Consider the following 16,819-nt stretch of genomic DNA (forward strand, 5'->3'; position numbering starts at 1 on the left):
CACTCAGGCACGGTCGCGCCATTTGACGACAACCCGGTACAGCAGCAAGGCTGCCACCAGCCCGGCAAACAGATAAGGGCGGACCAGGTCATGCTTGCCCGCTTTCATCCAGTAGTAATGCAGCACAGCCAGAGGTGCAATCACATAAATCAACTGATGCAAGCGCTGCCAGGCTTTCCCACCCATGCGCCTGATCACACCATTGTGACTGCTTATGGCCAGTGGCACTAAAGCACAGAAAGCGATCAACCCAACCGCAATGAACGGACGCTTGAGCACATCCGCCCACATCTCCAGTAAATCGAAAAAATGATCGAACCAAAAGAACATCAGAAAATGCAGGGCCGCATAAAAAAACGTGTACAGACCCAACATGCGTCTGAAACGCAATAACCACGGCTGTTGCAGCAGTTTGCGCAGCGGCGTGACCGCCAGTGTCAGCACCAGAAAATACAAGGCCCAGTCGCCGCTGTAACGGGTCAGATATTCCAGCGGATTAGCACCCAGTTTCTCCATCAGCAGGCCGCTCAGCATGTGGCCAAACGGGATTAAGGCAAGCAGAAACAGCACTATTTTTAAGCGCTTCAATTGCGGGGTAGTCAGATTCATCGTCAGCGATCGGTCAATCAGCAAGGCTCACAACAGCCTGTGTTCAATAGAATTTTTTCAGGTCCATCCCGGTATATAAAGATGCCACCTCAGAATAACCATTGAACATCAGGGTTTTGCGTTTGCGGGCAAATAAGCCATCTTCACCGATGCGGCGTTCCGACGCCTGTGACCAGCGCGGATGATCCACCTCGGGACTCACATTGGAGTAAAAACCGTATTCGCGCGGCGCTGTTTTATTCCAGGCTGTGGCTGGCTGCTCTTTGGTAAACCGGATTTTGACGATAGATTTAACGGACTTAAAACCATACTTCCATGGCAGTACCATACGTACCGGTGCCCCGTTCTGATTCGGTAACACCTCGCCATACATGCCGAAGGTCAGCAGCGCCAGCGGATGCGCCGCCTCATCCAGACGCAAGCCCTCGGTGTAAGGCCAGTCGAGCACGGGTGAACGTACACCGGGCATCTGCTTTTTATCATCCAGCGTCACGAATTCTATGTACTTAGCATTGCCTGTGGGTTCGGCTTTTTTGATCAGATGCGATAAGGAATAGCCTATCCAGGGTACGACCATCGACCAGCCTTCCACGCAGCGGAAACGATAAATACGCTCTTCCAGCGTCGCCAGCTTCAGCAGGCTGTCGATATCCAATACAAAGGGCTTTTTGACTTCGCCCTCTATGCTGACTGTCCAGGGGCGCGTCTTCAGGCCGCCCGCCATCATCGCAGGCTCAGATTTATCGGTACCGAATTCGTAAAAATTATTGTAGGTGGTCGCATCTTTCTGCGAGGTCTTTTTATCCAGTATCGCATAAGCCGGATTCGGGCTGGCAACCAGCTTCTGCGCGGACGCTGTTTGTCCATGCGCTTCACGGTTCGCCATTTCCCACAAAGCGCTGCCAGCGACCGAACCCAGTGCGAGCCGGCGGATAAACTGACGCCGCTCTTCAAACACGGCACGTGGTGTGATTTCTGAAGGATAAGGCAGGTCAAGACCGTTGGCCGCGCGTCGTATAATCATGAGACACTCCTGTGAGCGTAGATGGATAAGCTGTGCTTAACGCCAGCTGCTGCAGCGGTTCTTGAGTCAGATCCCGTGCAGCGAAGGCGCTAGTCTCTCATGAGTCGGAAATTCTCGCAGAACCTTACAAAACTGAACCAACGCACTGCAAAAAATTCAAGCGCATGGCTACAGTACATCATCCCGTCCGCCGCGCTGTTTGGTCATACGCCAAATAAAAAAGCCATGCATGCATGGCTTTTTTTAGATGAATGCTCAGCGCCTTGCCGGAGTCAAAGCGTACCGTAGGAATGCAAGCCGGACAGGAACATATTCACGCCCAGGAAGGCAAAGCTGGTGATCAGCAGGCCCATCAAGGCCCACCACGCAGCAACCTGACCGCGCAAGCCCTTCATCAAACGCATATGCAGCCAGGCGGCATAATTCAGCCAGACGATCAGCGCCCAGGTTTCTTTCGGGTCCCAGGACCAATAGCCCCCCCAGGCTTCAGCCGCCCATAAAGCGCCAAGAATAGTGGCAATGGTGAAAAAGGCAAAACCAACTGCGATCGCCTTGTACATCACATCGTCCAGCAACTCCAATGCAGGCAAGCGGTCTGCCAGCCAGCCTTTGGACTTGAGCAGGTAGGCAACCGCCACCATGGCCGCCAATGCAAACGTACCATAGCCGATAAAGTTAGCAGGTACATGAATTTTCATCCACCAGCTTTGCAGCGCAGGGACCAGCGGCTGGATTTCTGCCGCATCACGACTGACCGAATACCACAGCAAAAAACCAACTGCGGCTGAAATTACCAGCAACACAAATGCACCTAGCTGACGCGTCGCATAGTGCTGCTCATAGTAGAGGTAGAACAAAGCCGTGATCAACGCAAACAACACGAACACTTCGTACAGATTCGATACTGGGATATGGCCGATATCAGCACCGACCAGATAGGATTCATACCAGCGCACCAGCATGCCGGTAAAGCCCATCACTACCGCGGCCCAGCACAGTAAGGAGCCGACCGAAGCACCGAAATCTGAACGCAGTATCAGCCCGCCCCAGTAAAACAAAGTAGACAGAAAAAACAGCGTACTCATCCACAGTATTGCGGACTGGCTGGACAGCAGATATTTGAGGAAAAATTTTTGATTCGCCAGCTCCAGATTGCCCGCGTACAGGCCGGTGGCGGATAAACTGAGCAATGCCAGTATCAGCATCAAATGCCGCACCGGTTTCCAGCGCCAGCCCAGCCAGGCAAAGGTCGGTGCTGCCAGCAGCAATATCGCTTTTTCGTAGATATCCATAAAAGACCCGAAACGCGACAAAGCAAACAGCGATGCGGCACATAAGGCCACCGCATACACCCAGTCGCCTATGCTCAGGCGTTTGAAAAAACCCTGCTGTGCAGGATAGTTCTGTGTCATTTCCATCATTTTCTATGCCTCCGGCCTGAAGCGGATTCTGCGCTTCAGTGTAAATAATCTGCTTACTGTACGTTCAGTGTGCTCAGTACTTTTGCGCGTAAAGCGCTTACGGCCTGGCTTCCTGTGCGATTGCGGCCAGTCCCTGGCTGAGCTGAGCAAATTCCTTTTCAAAATCCAGGGTCTTACGTTGTGAACTCATCGCCATCAGTATATGTGATCCCTGCCCATCCGCTTTGAGCCAAATCCACAGTCGACGTTCACGGATGTAAAACATGGCAAAAACACCGAGTACCAGCAACAGGCAACCCAAATACACCACACTCTTACCTGGCGAGCGGGTAATTTGTAATACCGATGCCTTGACCTCTTCAAACCCACGCAACTGCAAATACACAGGTGCGTGATAAAAAGCCGCATCAGACAACGCGGTGGTCGCCAGTTGCAAGAAACGCGCATGCTTGTCCGTCATGTCCAATGCGGGCAAACCTTCCTGCTCCCTGGCCAGCATCCACAAATTCCATAAGCTGCCATTGAGTATCTTGATCATCACGTCTGCTGCCTTGGCCTGATCGGCTGCAGGTATCTTTTGCTCCAGATAGCGAGAAATCGCGACAAAACCGGCATCCTGTCCATTCCCCGCAAAAATCGCCAGACTGTTGGCCGCTGAGGCCTGTATCTGCTGACGCATGTCTGCCGCACTAGCCATGCTCGCAGGTAAGGCGCTGGCAGCAAAGCGATCGGCAGCTTTTTCACGCAAGACTTTGTTGTGTAAGGCCGCGCGCAAACGCATCCATTCCGTCACACTGTCATTGTCATCCGCCGGTATGCGCAGAAAACGGAAGCTATCGGCCGCAGACTCACGCACCCCGCTCAGTATCATGTAGTCGCCATCAATCAGCATGGGCTGCATGTAATTCATGAACTCTTTGGCCTGACCGGTCTTGTCGCGTAGCTTGTACTGGAAGCTGGGGCCAACGTTTTTAAATTCCTTGGTATTGACGTTTTTGGCAGCGGAACCCAGTTGTTTACTCAGATCTGCACCAAGCCGTTCATTGAAGCTTTTATTCGTATCCACAGCACGCACATCTGTGCCATTCTTCGCCATATTCTCCACGTTAAATGGGCGAAATCCTGTCCATTCTATGGTGTATTCCTGCTGATCTGCGGCAGTCAGCGGCGTGCTGCCACCAATCTCTCCTTTCAGGCCAGTACCCGAGGCATGATCACCCGTCATCGCATAAGTTTGCAATTGCAGGCGACTGCCACCGTCTTCAAAGCTGGACTGATAGATTGCGATACCCTGGTAAATGAGTGGCTGATTGACCTTGATAGTCGCTTCGGTTTTTTTACCGGTTTCATGGTCGGTCAGTATCACATCACTGGCGAACAGCTTAGGCATGCCGCTGCTATAAAAATCGATATGGAATTTTTTGAGTTGCAACGTGAATGGCAGATCCTGAATCAGTACCCCGCTAGACTGGGTAATGATGGCCGTATTGCTGCTACTGCCCTCTGGAATCAGTGAATTACCACGGAAACTGGGATTTCCTAATGGCAGGCGATGCTGCTGCGGAATATTGGCGATAATGCCGGCGCCTTCATAGGGTACTTTGCCGCCAAACCAGCGTTGCAAGCGGATAGGTAATTCCGAGTCCAGCATTGCACCCAGTACGATCACGACAATAGCCGAATGTGCGAGGATATAACCCCATTTATTCCCTGCACCCTGACGCGCGGCAATTAGCGTAGCACCTTCTTTCGCAACCAGTTTTTGCTGATAACCAAGGCTGGCTAATAATTGCTGCACACCTTGCTGTACCGTCGCAGGCTGCCGGGCCGAGCTCCACTCACCACGGTGATGAAAATTCCTGAGTGATTGTTCGCGCACATTGTCACGCCAGTTGCGCATATCCTTCAGCATCTTGGGGGCATTACGAATCACACACAGGCTGGTCGATACCACCAGCAGGCCGACCATCAATAAAAACCACCATGCAGAGTAGACCGAATACAGGCCGAACTTATCCAGTACCTCATACCAAAAAGGACCGAACTGGTTCACATAGTTCGGCATGGGCTCATTCTGTTTGAGCACAGTGCCTATCACAGCACCAATGGCGATCAGTACCAGAATGCTGATCGCAAAACGCATAGAGGACAGCAATTCCACACTGTCAGCCAGCCAGGCTTGCCGTGTGCGCAGCTGTATCCCGCCAGTATCGGCAGGGCTTTCAAATTCCAACTTATTGTCCATACTATTCCGATGAAAATACTACAGGGCTCCTACCCAGGGAATCCGGCTGTTGCCGACAGTACCGGGCATAGCATAACAAATACAGTCCACCCAACTGATAGCCGCACAGCGCCGTGCAAGTTCTGATCAAAAAAAAGGGGATGGCTGAACGCCACCCCCTCCATCATTCCTTCAAGTCAGCCTGTTTAAGGCTAGCAGGACTTACGCAGCTGTTCCGGCAGAGCATGGCGACTGGCTGTATCAGCTGCGCAAGCAGATAAAACGGGAGCCATCACACCGCTGGGGCGGCTTTAAGTCCATCCGGTATTATTTCAGTCCGGCGATATAATCTGCAACCGCGCGCATTTCATCTTCAGACATAGACTTCGCTATCGTTGTCATCTGCACGCTGTTGACGCGAGAACCCTGAATCTTTGCGCCATCTTTACGGGAGCCATTGTAGAAGGCCTGTAACTGCGCCAGTGTGTAATCCTGATGTTGTCCGGCGATACGCGGGAACTGGGCTGGAATACCGGCACCGTTCGGGCTGTGGCAACCGGCGCAGGCTGGAACGTTTTTCTCAGCAATGCCACCACGGTAAATTTGCTTGCCGAGTTCGACGATATCCTTATTTTTCGCTGCGCCCGGTGCCGATTTTTGTGCATTCAGATAGACCGCGACATTCTTCATGTCGTCAGTCGTGAGGCTTTTGGCAAATGCGGTCATGGTCGCATTATTACGCGCACCACTGGCGAACTCAGTGAGTTGTTTGACCAGATAGGCATCATGCTGGGCAGCTAATTTCGGATTCACGCTGATGGTGGAATTTCCGGCTTCACCATGGCAGGAGGCGCAGGCAACGATACCGCGTGCCGCATCGCCGTTTTTGTACAGCGCTTCGCCTTTGGCCGCATCCGCTTTAGCAGGCTTCGCTTCCTGATTCGCATACGCGACTGAAGTGAGGGAGGACAAAGCCAGTACGGCCATGCCAAGAGACTTCATAACTGGTAAGTAAGCACGTTTCATTCATACACCCTGAGACTAAATAATAGAAATCTGCCCTGTTGGCGACACGTAGCTGCGAAGCTGCTGCGGAAAAGAGAGAAACAGCAACCAGAGTAGGCACGGAAAAAGATAGCGCTGCCCATTACCTAACCCCTTATTGTACAATAGCTTTCAGGCGTTATAACGGCCAACTGTTGCATTTTTCCACTTTTCCTTTCCTCTATGTCTATCCTCTGGCAAGCCCGCTTTTTTACCACGGTCAATCATTTACGAGATCTGCCGCGGACCCATGTTCCGGAAATCGCATTCGCAGGCCGTTCCAACGCCGGCAAGTCGACCGCTATTAATACACTATGCAACCAGAAGAAGCTTTGTTTTGCATCAAAGACTCCGGGACGAACGCAACACATTAACTACTTTTCTATTGGCGGCGCCCACGTCGCCATGCATCGCAAGGATGAAACCAAGGTCGACGAGATCCGCGCCATGCTGGTCGATTTACCCGGATACGGCTATGCGGAAGTCCCGGGTGCCGCCAAAAATCACTGGAATCAGTTACTCGGTGCCTATGTGCAGCGTCGCACCCAACTCGCCGCACTGGTGCTGATTATGGATGCGCGCCGTCCCTTCACCGACCTCGACATACAGATGCTGGAATGGTTTGCACCTACCGGCCGCCCAATACACTGCATTCTGACCAAGGCCGATAAGCTAAACAATAATGAATCGGCCAATGCCTTACGTCAGGCCAAAGCGGTACTGGAACGTTACAAGGATGATCAGGGCCCACTGTTCCCGTATAGCGTACAATTATTCTCCGCCTTAAAACGTGTAGGTATCGAAGAAGCAGATGCCGCTGTGCGCGCATTGCTTGGGCTGGATCAAGAACTGCCTGTGGCAGAAGCAGACAATGCTGCGGATGTGCCGGTGCCGGACACGGGCACCGATCCGGTCTGAGTACAGCCTCAGGCGCGCCATATTGCCGTGCTGAGGCAAAAAAAATCCCCGGCATCGTATGATGTTGCCGGGGAAAGTAACACCAGTTCGAATAGGGACGAATGGTGTCCCGCTCAGGGAGGAGAAGCGGTAGGCATGGAGTACGCTCCAACCTGTAGCTTAAGACGCATGTATCTCTGAAAAGTTTCGTTGACCAGCCTAAAAATTTATCTCACCATGTCAATCAAAAATTCTGCCCTGCCCTCTGCCTTCCCCACCATCCGTATGCGCCGTATGCGCAAAGATGCGTTTTCGCGCGCACTGATGCGTGAAAACACCGTCACCAGCGCTGACCTGATTTATCCGGTATTTGTCGTCGACGGTGAGCAACAACGCCAGCCGGTCACCTCTATGCCTGGCGTCGAGCGGGTCTCCATCGATTTTCTGTTGGACGTCGCCGCTGACTGTGTGCAGTTGGGCATACCGGTACTGGCGTTATTCCCGGCCATCGATGCCTCACTCAAAACACCCGACGGCATAGAAGCAACTAACCCGGATGGCCTGATTCCGCGCGCTATCCGTGCATTGAAAGCAGCACATCCTGAACTCGGCATCCTGACCGACGTGGCGCTTGACCCTTACACCAGTCACGGCCAGGATGGACTGATTGATGACAATGGCTACGTACTCAACGATGAAACCACGGCCATGCTGGTACGTCAGGCCATGACCCAGGCGGCGGCAGGTGCCGATGTGGTGGCGCCCAGCGATATGATGGATGGCCGCGTCGGTGCGATCCGGAATGCGCTGGAAGAAGCGGGCTACATCCATACCCGCATCATGGCCTATTCTGCCAAGTATGCATCAGCGTTTTACGGTCCCTTCCGCGATGCGGTCGGTTCTGCTGCGAACCTGGGGAAGAGTAATAAAGCCAATTACCAGATGGACCCTGCCAATAGCGACGAAGCATTGCGCGAAGTCGCACTCGATCTGGCCGAAGGTGCAGACATGGTAATGGTAAAACCCGGCATGCCGTATCTGGACATCGTAAGGCGCGTCAAAGATGAATTTCAGGTGCCAACCTTTGCCTATCAGGTCAGCGGCGAATACGCGATGATCAAGGCAGCAGCCCAGAATGGCTGGCTGGATCACGATAAAACCATGATGGAAGCCATGCTGGCTTTTAAACGCGCGGGTGCCGATGGCGTGCTGACCTATTTTGCACGTGATATCGCGCGTTTGCTTAAACAAGCGTGATTCCACGCCTGATTTAAGCCTAATTTAAGCTTGATTCAAACCTGATTTAAGTCTGACAATTAGATAAATGCGGGTCAGCAGCCACGCTGCGGACCCTGCTTTTCTGACCGCGCAATACCGAATTTCGGCGTCAATGCTGTGTCATATTTGCCAATCTGCTGTCTAAGCAGGATACTGGCGGCTGTTGCGGCACGATCCTCATTGGATGAGTGCTGCTGTTCTGCTTGATTTCTGCCAGATATGGATATTTTTCACATTAATGACCATCAGGTCACACTGAATCCGGACTGTGCGCCGGCTGACAACTGCTATCTGTGGATAGACGCTACCCACGATGAAGTCAGTACCGATCCGGAAGCCTGGCGCAGCCGCATCGAGGCGCTCACCGGCGTGCACATTTACGATCTGCATCTGACCGATGCCGTCAATCTGAGTCACCCCTCCTATTTCGACAGCACCCATGATTATGAAATGGTGGTGTTCCGCAAACTGGCACTGCAGCCCGATTCCGCGCTGTGTCAGGAAAACGGCGAACCCTTCAAGCGTAAAATCCCCGCCGCACTGAATAAGCTGGCGACCGTGCCGGTCGCGTTTTTCTTGCTGGGAAATGCTTTGCTGACGGTGCGTGCGGCCAATAGCCGCACGATAGAAAATACCCGACAAAAGCTGTTGAATTACAAAGGTAAATCAGATGGTAATCCGCATGCGAGTCGCTTGCCGGCCTCACCGGAAGACCTGATGCTGCGCCTGCTGAATGCGATGGTGGATCAGTATCTGGAATTACGTCAGCCACTGACACAACAACTCGACCGCTGGCAGCATGCGCTGCTGGACCCGCGCCGTCCTTTTAACAACTGGATGGCTTTGCTCGACTCGCGCCTGGAATTACGTAAGCTCGATAATCTGTGCGAAGAACAGCGCGATGCCCTGCAAGAGTTACGTGATCACATCGTCGATACCCATGACGGACAAGCCGATGATCAGGGCCGGGCCAAAGACTTGCTGCTGGTGCGCACCAATGACGTGATGGAACACATCAGCCGCGTGCTGAATCATGCGCGTCGACTCGAAGCTTCACTGGAATCGGCGGTGCAAATTCATTTTTCCGCGATGGCGCACCGTACCAGCGAAATCATGCGCACGCTGACGGTGATCACGGCACTGTTTATGCCACTGACCCTGATCACCGGCATCTTCGGCATGAACTTTGAAGTGATGCCCTTATTGAAGGACAAAATGGGATTCTGGATCACGATGGGCGCCATGCTGCTGATCGTGGTGGTGCTGTTGCTGGTGTTCCGCCGCCAGCGCTATCTGGAAGATCAATTGCGGGAACGACGCTGACACTGTTAGACGTCGGTTCTGAAAAGGTACTGATATTTATCATGATGAATCAAGAACTGAGTTTTCTCTGGCACGACTATGAAACCTTTGGCGCGGTGCCGCGCCGCGACCGTCCGGCGCAATTCGCGGCGATACGCACGGATGCCGAGCTGAATGAAACTGGCGAAGCGCTGATGCTGTATTGCCAGCCTGCGCCCGACTTTTTGCCAGACCCGGTCTCTTGCCTGATTACCGGCATCACACCGCAAACCTGTCTGGAACACGGCATACCTGAAAACGAATTTGCACAGCAGATAGAAGCTGCCTTCGCCCAAAGCGGTACCGTCGGCGTGGGTTACAACACGATACGCTTTGACGATGAAGTCACGCGTTTTCTGTTCTGGCGCAACCTGATCGATCCCTATGCACGCGAGTGGCAAAACAATTGCAGCCGCTGGGACTTGCTCGATGTGGTACGCACCGCCTATGCGCTGCGCCCCGATGGCATACAATGGCCATTGAATGAAGAAGGCAAGCCCAGCTTCCGGCTGGAGCATCTGACTCAGGCCAATGGCATCGCGCATACAGCCGCGCATGACGCCCTGTCCGATGTGCGCGCCACCATCGCCATGGCTCGCTTAGTCAAACAAAATAATCCGCGCCTGTTTGACTTCTGCCTCGGTCTGCGTAAAAAAGAAAGAGTGATGGAAGAAATAGGCTGGCCGCAGCGCCGCCCGCTGCTACATGTGAGTGGCATGATCCCGGCCGAACGCGGCTGCATCAGCGTAGTATGGCCACTGGCGATGCATCCAACTAATAAGAATGAAATCATCGTCTGGGATTTACAGGCAGATCCAAGCGAATTGTTTCAACTGTCGGCAGAGCAGATACAGCTGAGGATGTTCAGTAAGGCCAGCGAATTGCCGGAAGGCGTGAGCCGCTTGCCACTGAAAACCATCCACATCAATAAATCGCCCATTGTGATCAGCAAGCTCAATACCCTGAGCGCAGAACGCGCCGCACATTGGGGCATCGATATGAGTAGCATTCTCGCGCATGCCGAACTGGCGGCTGCCGCCCCCGATATGCAGGCAATCTGGGAAGCCGTGTTTGATCGTCCACAAAGCGTTGCCAATGATGTGGACGAGGATTTATACAATGGTTTTATCGGTGCGGCTGACCGCAAGCTGTTGAATCAGCTGCGCGCATTATCCGGCGAAGAAATCGCACAGCGTTCGCTGGCATTTCAGGACAAGCGTCTGGAAGAATTACTGTTCCGCTATCGGGCCCGTAACTTCCCCGACAGTCTGAGCCAGAAAGAAAGCCTGGCCTGGGAAGAACATCGCGCTGCACGCTTACACGACGGCGCTGGTCAGGCTATGACCGTCGATGCCTTCTTTGAACGCATCGATGCCTTATCTGAAGAGGCCGATGAGCGTAGCGAAGAAATCCTGGGCGCCTTGTATGACTATGCCGAGCACATCACGCCTATGCGCTGAGCTGACCAGATTAACTTAAACGTAGAAACAAAGACCAAGCATTCATGCGCTTTTCCAAGACATTTCGATTGGAAAGGCGCATATTCATTCGGGCTATACTTTTGATTTGAAGGAGACACCGTGATACAAGGCAGCAGCTTTTATTTGCGTTATCCACGCAGAGAAGAAATTCCTCACCTGGTCCATTTGATGAACTTGCCGGAATCCCGCGGCGACTATCTGTCCAAGGAATTGTTCTTACCTGCGGTAATGGAAAAGCGTTTAATGGATGCTCAGGAATCGCGTGAGAACATGGAGTTTTTTGTGATTGCCGACCTGTCCGATCAAATCCTGGGTCGCGTCTTTCACTTCAAAACCGTGCCCTATTTTCAGTCTAGGGAAATTGGCTACTCTCTGTTCACCAATCAGACACGCGGTAAAGGCATCATGACCGAGGCCGTAACCCTGCTGCGCGACTATCTGTTTGATACTACCTTGCTAAACCGGCTAGAAATTCATATGAATACTGCCAACAAAGCTTCTGAACGGGTCGCCATCAAATGCGGCTTTCAGCTGGAAGGCATCGCTCGCGGCGCAGTATACGACCGGGCCAGCTACCACGACATCCTGATGTATGCCTTGCTGCGGGATGAGTGGGCAGCCATGCGCCAGCGCTAAAACCGCTGATGAGACGGCACTCAAAAAAAAACGCCCGTCAGTAATTTGACGGGCGTTTTTTGTCAGCGACGCGAATTATTTATTCGGTTGCGGTGTAATGCGCAGATAAGGCTTAGGTGCCTGATAGCCTTTCGGGTATTTTTGTTTGATCACTTCTTCATCTTTGATCGACAAAGGAATAATCACGTCGTCTCCATCGCGCCAGTTGCCTGGTGTTGCCACGGTATAGCCATCGGTCAGTTGCAGTGCGTCGATCACGCGCAGCACTTCATCAAAGTTACGGCCAGTGGTCAAAGGGTAGGTGATGATCAGGCGGACTTTTTTGTTTGGATCGATGATGAACAGCGAACGTACCGTCACGGTCTCGGACTGGTTAGGATGTATCATGTCAAACAGCGCGGAGACCTTACGATCTGCATCGGCGATGATAGGGAAGCCCACCACAGTGTTCTGGGTTTCTTCGATATCTTTAATCCAGTCCAGATGCGATTGCGCGCCATCAACGGACAAGGCGATGGCTTTGACATTGCGTTTATCAAATTCCGGTTTCAGCTTGGCAGTCAGACCCAGCTCGGTGGTGCAGACTGGTGTGAAATCGGCAGGATGGGAAAACAGCACCACCCATGAATTACCGGCCCACTCATGAAACTTCAGAGGGCCAACTGAGGAATCCTGCTCAAAATCCGGTGCAATATCGCCTAAACGTAAAGTCATGTTTTTCTCCATAAGAACCAAGACTGCACTATAAAACTGCTGAGGCCGCGCATCCAAGTACAGATAAGTGAGATGCTTATATACAAACAGTTATAAGCATCTCAGTGCCCAGCCAGCGCTTAAGGCTGATCGGTTTTGCTCAGCGATTGCAGGAACTTCTCTGCATTCTGATAGCCGACCACACGGCTGCCCGCAATCTCTTGCGCCTGTTGATTGAAGAAGATGATACCCGGCGGACCAAACAGACCAAAGCGCTTGAGCAGTGCCTTATCATCCTCGTTATTCGCAGTCACGTCTACCTGCAATAAGAGCATCGCTTCCATCTTCGCTTTGATGGCTGGATCGGTGAAGGTCAGCTTTTCCATTTCTTTACAAGACACGCACCAGTCTGCATAAAAATCCAGCATCGCAGTCTTGCCTTTGTTTTGCGCCAGCGCGGCATCGAGTTCAGCCACTGTTCTGACACGCTGGAAACTGGCGCCGTGTACCTGAGTACCCAGCAAGTGTGCCAGCGGCGCATACACATCGCGCCCGCCGGTCACCACACCCACCAGCTGGATTGCGCCCAGCAAACCGAACAGCAGGCCAAAAGCTTTCGCTAACAGGCCCGAACGCTGTATCCACAACAGATAAGCCGCATAAGCCAGCAATAACAGCGCCCAGCCCGTCATTTGCAACCAGGCCGGAATCACTGGAGAAATCATCCACAAGGCCATGCCCAACATCAGCACACCAAAGAAGCGTTTGATGTATTCCATCCACATACCGGTTCTTGGTAACAGGCTACCGGCTGAAATACCGATTAACAGCAAAGGCACACCCATACCGATGGCGATCGCAAACATCGCCGCACCACCGACTAAGACGTCACGGGTCTGGCTGATGTAGACCAGCGCGCCGATCAGCGGGCCAGTCACGCAAGGACCGACGATCAGGGCAGAAATCGCGCCCATCAGGAATACGCCGATCAGCTTGCCTGCCTTACTGTTGCGCTGGCCTTCAGACACCTGGGTCAGGCGAGTCTGCAAGGCCGCAGGCATCTGTAATTGATAGACATTGAACATGGACAAGGCCAGCAACACCATTAGCGCAGAGAATGCACCCAGCACCCAAGGATTTTGCAAAGTTGCCGCCAAGCCTTCTCCAGCCAGGCCAGCAGCGACGCCCATGCCGGTGTAGACCAGCGACATCCCAAGCACATAGGCCAGCGACAGCAGGAAGCCGCGCATACGACTCACACCCGCACCTTCACCGACGATGATGAAAGACAGAATAGGCACCATAGGCAGTACACAAGGCGTCAGCGACAGTCCGAGGCCGAGCAGGAAAAACAGCGGCAGAATCACCACCAGCTTGCCACTCTTCAAAGCAGCGCTGATGCTGCTGCTCTCGTTATCTGTCGCAGCAGCTGCACCGGCTTTTGACGGTGCGGCGCCTGCAGCCACATTGGCGGATCCCGCATTATTACTAGCACTGACGCTGAGTGGGAACTCACTCTCCATCGGTGGATAGCATAAACCCAGATCCGCGCAGCCCTGGCGCGCTACCTTCAGTACGAAATCCTTATCAGCCTGCACCGGAATACGTACCACCAGCTTTTCGCGATAGGTTTCCACTTCTTTGTTAAAGGTTTCGTCAAATTTGACTTTGCCCTTAGGCAGCACAGGCTCGCCCAGCTTCGCTTGCTCGGAACTGAATTTCAGACGCTCGCGGTACAGATAATAGCCATCGGCGATGGTGAAAGTGACTTCAGTTACACCGGGCTCAACCATGACTGCATTGACCTTAAACGCGACTTCAGGATCAAGAAAATCTTCTGCCATCGCTGGTTGTAGCCAGCTCAATAGCAAAGCCATCATGGCTGCCTGCAGGACCCGCCAGAACGCGGGCAAAGAGAAGTTACTGCTTGTCATACGCATAGTGATTATTTCCTGTTTCTGCCTGTACCCAATCCAGATAGGCGGGTAAGCCCTGAACGACGGGGATGGCGATGATTTCCGGTATTTGGTAAGGGTGCAGCGCGATGATCGCCTGTTCCAGCTGAGGATAGAGTTCAGCCCTGGTTTTCAAATGCAAAGCCACTTCCGGGGCTTGTTCCTGTTCTCCCTGCCAGTTGTACAGTGACAGCATTTCCGGATAAACGTTCACACAAGCAACCAGGCTTTTTTCCAGCAAAGCCTGCGCGATACGCAAAGCGCTGGCGCGATCCGGGCAATTCGTCATCACCAGCAAAACTGATGTGGTCTGAGTCGACATGTCAGCACCATAGGGAAGAAAGAAGTCCGGTATTGTAACAAGTGTCGCTTAGGCACGTACGAATAAGCGTAAGGTCTTCTTGTATGCATGGCGGGGAGCCGTGACCAGACCATAGCCGTCATTGACGGCTTGCTGCTGATGGATGCTGCAGGATTCGCTGCCATCGGCATTGTGTACTTTTTTTGGCGACGGTGAAGCTCAGTTACGGTCACCTCGTTTCACGGCGAAGGATTAGGTCGCAACGCGCAAGCTGGCAGTCAGGTCAAGCCGTCACACCCATCGCGTATGCCCGGCATCCAAAGTCCAACCATAGTCAGCACGACGGAGTCGATACAAGGACACCAAACCCAACTCTTCTGCGCGAGGCAAACGACGTTCAAGCGACTGCAGACTGGCGGCCATGAAATCGCCATCATCGCCACTGTGTTCTATGCCCAAAGCATGCCCATATTCATGCAGAAGTACGGAGAGCATATCCATCTTGCCATCGGCGGCTGAACCTGCTTTGGCGATCCAGACGTCAGGATTGGAAGTCGGTAAGAACTCGTCGTTTTGATCTGGTGTGCTGTCGATGAACCAGCCGTGACCTGCGGCGTTGGTATCCAGGGTGATTTGGGCACCAGTACCAGTTCCAAACGTTTCGCCTAAGCTTTTCTCATCAACTTTTCCTAACTGAACAGAAACGGACGAAAGTGGTTCCCAGCTATTCAAGAAAGCAACCTTCTTCATTTTTATTGTTGGGCAAACTTTTTGATTTTCCGAATCATCAGCAATATTCACGATCACCAAGTTTAAGATGACTTTATAAATTTTCCCATTCGCCTCTACTGAAAATTCAACAAGATCACGACCACGAAAACCCGGCTCCGGATTATACGAATAATAGCCGTAGCCATTATTCGCTCTTATTTTCTTCAATTTACCGTGTTTCGGAGCGGTTAAAAGGATTGGATCCAAATGTGCCTCATCAATTGGGTTCTCATTCGTATTTCCCATTATTCTTACATAAATTGCAGGATCAAGAACGCGATCAGCAGAGCGTGGATCGGCTCCTTCTCTATTTTCAATTTGTTGGCAATTTAAGATGATGTAATTGAACTTATTTTTTCCGGATGATGACTCTATCGATTGAGATTTCACCGCTTGAGCTTGAGTTGCTTCTACAACATAGTTATGGACATTATCTAACTCGAACATCATTTGTTCCTTAGGTGAGATTACAGAATTCGCATAAATTTTCAGCGCCTCCAATTGTTCTTGAGGCGACAAATTGGTTCCGGCATCTTTAAAGGTACTGCCTGAGGCACTCGCGCTGTCCAATGTTAGTTTCTTAGCGCCGCCTATTTCTAACGGTTTTGGCACTTTCAAATAGACATGGAAATGGTTGTGATGACCTTTGATATTTGATGGACTCAATCAAGGCCGTAACCCGCACAAATAGGGCACTTCACGATGCGTCACATGAATTAGCTACCGCCGTTAAGATGGATCAAATCACCAACAGCCCTATCGTAAGGCTAAACGCCCTGATCCTCCAAACGAGAAAAGGTCAAACAAGGCCAATCTACAACCTAATTGAACAAACCATGCTTGAATGAATTGGTATGAAAGTCATTCCCATGCGGCGCATCAGGATGCGCCCTACCTGGAGATTGCCTCTTACTGTGTTGAGTAAAAAAACTGGAATGGCGCAAGGTTTACATGCTGCGCCAAGTTAGTGGTAGTCGTGCGTCATTTTGATTGCTTCGACGAGCCGCAAAGCCAAGCGTAAGCGCCCGGTCATCACAGGTTGACCGGTTCTGATATGGATGATGGAAATTATTGAGCAAGCTTCCAGTTGTGTGGCAGTAGTTCGCCGATGCGGCTGAATGGTTGCAATGGTAGCCTTTCCAAT

At 52.2% G+C, this 16,819-nt stretch carries 15 protein-coding genes; 5 read left to right on the forward strand and 10 right to left on the reverse strand.

The genetic code is table 11. The annotated features are described in order from the left end of the window. Nucleotides 1–3: 3 nt before the first annotated feature. The 5 genes from H8K47_RS07920 to H8K47_RS07940 form a co-directional block, all read right to left on the reverse strand. Nucleotides 4–609 carry a protein-methionine-sulfoxide reductase heme-binding subunit MsrQ gene (locus H8K47_RS07920; protein WP_186880859.1) on the reverse strand — a complete coding sequence of 202 codons (606 nt, stop codon included), beginning with the start codon at nt 607–609 and terminating at the stop codon, nt 4–6. 43 nt (nt 610–652) lie between these two features. After that, on the reverse strand, nt 653–1,633 hold the full coding sequence (gene msrP, locus H8K47_RS07925; protein WP_186880860.1) for a protein-methionine-sulfoxide reductase catalytic subunit MsrP: 981 nt from the start codon (nt 1,631–1,633) through the stop codon (nt 653–655). A 272-nt stretch (nt 1,634–1,905) separates the two neighbouring features. Further along, nucleotides 1,906–3,054 carry a c-type cytochrome biogenesis protein CcsB gene (gene ccsB, locus H8K47_RS07930; protein WP_408057860.1) on the reverse strand — a complete coding sequence of 383 codons (1,149 nt, stop codon included), beginning with the start codon at nt 3,052–3,054 and terminating at the stop codon, nt 1,906–1,908. A gap of 97 nt (nt 3,055–3,151) precedes the next feature. Next, complete coding sequence (locus H8K47_RS07935) at nt 3,152–5,299, reverse strand: cytochrome c biogenesis protein ResB (RefSeq protein WP_186880861.1); 2,148 nt, start codon at nt 5,297–5,299, stop codon at nt 3,152–3,154. Nucleotides 5,300–5,605: 306 nt separating this feature from the next. After that, the gene (locus H8K47_RS07940) at nt 5,606–6,304 is read right to left on the reverse strand and encodes a c-type cytochrome (RefSeq protein WP_186880862.1); all 699 of its coding nucleotides are present in this window, start codon (nt 6,302–6,304) and stop codon (nt 5,606–5,608) included. Nucleotides 6,305–6,505: 201 nt separating this feature from the next. On the opposite strand from H8K47_RS07940, the gene yihA reads away from it, so the two are divergent. The 5 genes from yihA to H8K47_RS07965 all read left to right on the forward strand — a co-directional run bounded on the left by yihA (nt 6,506) and on the right by H8K47_RS07965 (nt 11,955). Beyond that, nucleotides 6,506–7,240 (forward strand): ribosome biogenesis GTP-binding protein YihA/YsxC, encoded by a 735-nt coding sequence (gene yihA / locus H8K47_RS07945; RefSeq protein ID WP_186880863.1) that lies wholly within the window; start codon nt 6,506–6,508, stop codon nt 7,238–7,240. A gap of 216 nt (nt 7,241–7,456) precedes the next feature. Next, the gene (hemB, locus tag H8K47_RS07950) at nt 7,457–8,476 is read left to right on the forward strand and encodes a porphobilinogen synthase (protein ID WP_186880864.1); all 1,020 of its coding nucleotides are present in this window, start codon (nt 7,457–7,459) and stop codon (nt 8,474–8,476) included. A gap of 240 nt (nt 8,477–8,716) precedes the next feature. Next, nucleotides 8,717–9,820 carry a magnesium transporter CorA family protein gene (locus H8K47_RS07955; RefSeq protein ID WP_186880865.1) on the forward strand — a complete coding sequence of 368 codons (1,104 nt, stop codon included), beginning with the start codon at nt 8,717–8,719 and terminating at the stop codon, nt 9,818–9,820. A gap of 41 nt (nt 9,821–9,861) precedes the next feature. Continuing rightward, nucleotides 9,862–11,298, forward strand: coding sequence for an exodeoxyribonuclease I (gene sbcB, locus H8K47_RS07960; RefSeq protein ID WP_230405082.1), 1,437 nt, complete (start codon nt 9,862–9,864; stop codon nt 11,296–11,298). Nucleotides 11,299–11,418: 120 nt separating this feature from the next. Then, entirely contained in the window at nt 11,419–11,955 is a 537-nt protein-coding gene (locus H8K47_RS07965) for a GNAT family N-acetyltransferase (protein ID WP_186880866.1), read from the forward strand. A gap of 75 nt (nt 11,956–12,030) precedes the next feature. Here H8K47_RS07965 and H8K47_RS07970 read toward each other — a convergent pair whose 3' ends face one another. The 5 genes from H8K47_RS07970 to H8K47_RS18165 form a co-directional block, all read right to left on the reverse strand. Then, nucleotides 12,031–12,669, reverse strand: a complete 639-nt coding sequence (locus tag H8K47_RS07970; protein WP_186880867.1) for a peroxiredoxin — start codon at nt 12,667–12,669, stop codon at nt 12,031–12,033. A gap of 119 nt (nt 12,670–12,788) precedes the next feature. Continuing rightward, a complete protein-coding gene (dsbD, locus tag H8K47_RS07975; RefSeq protein ID WP_408057865.1) occupies nt 12,789–14,582 on the reverse strand; it encodes a protein-disulfide reductase DsbD in 1,794 nt (597 codons plus the stop codon). Next, on the reverse strand, nt 14,569–14,925 hold the full coding sequence (cutA, locus tag H8K47_RS07980; RefSeq protein WP_186880869.1) for a divalent-cation tolerance protein CutA: 357 nt from the start codon (nt 14,923–14,925) through the stop codon (nt 14,569–14,571). The genes dsbD and cutA overlap by 14 nt, the downstream gene beginning before the upstream one ends. Before the next feature lie 270 nt (nt 14,926–15,195). After that, nucleotides 15,196–16,341 (reverse strand): matrixin family metalloprotease, encoded by a 1,146-nt coding sequence (locus H8K47_RS07985; protein WP_186880870.1) that lies wholly within the window; start codon nt 16,339–16,341, stop codon nt 15,196–15,198. A 298-nt stretch (nt 16,342–16,639) separates the two neighbouring features. After that, nucleotides 16,640–16,819 (reverse strand): hypothetical protein (locus tag H8K47_RS18165; protein ID WP_222612747.1); only part of this gene is annotated, 180 nt, incomplete at its 5' end.

Source organism: Cognatundibacterium rugosum (assembly GCF_014284365.1).
Lineage (GTDB): Bacteria > Pseudomonadota > Gammaproteobacteria > Burkholderiales > Burkholderiaceae_D > Undibacterium > Undibacterium rugosum.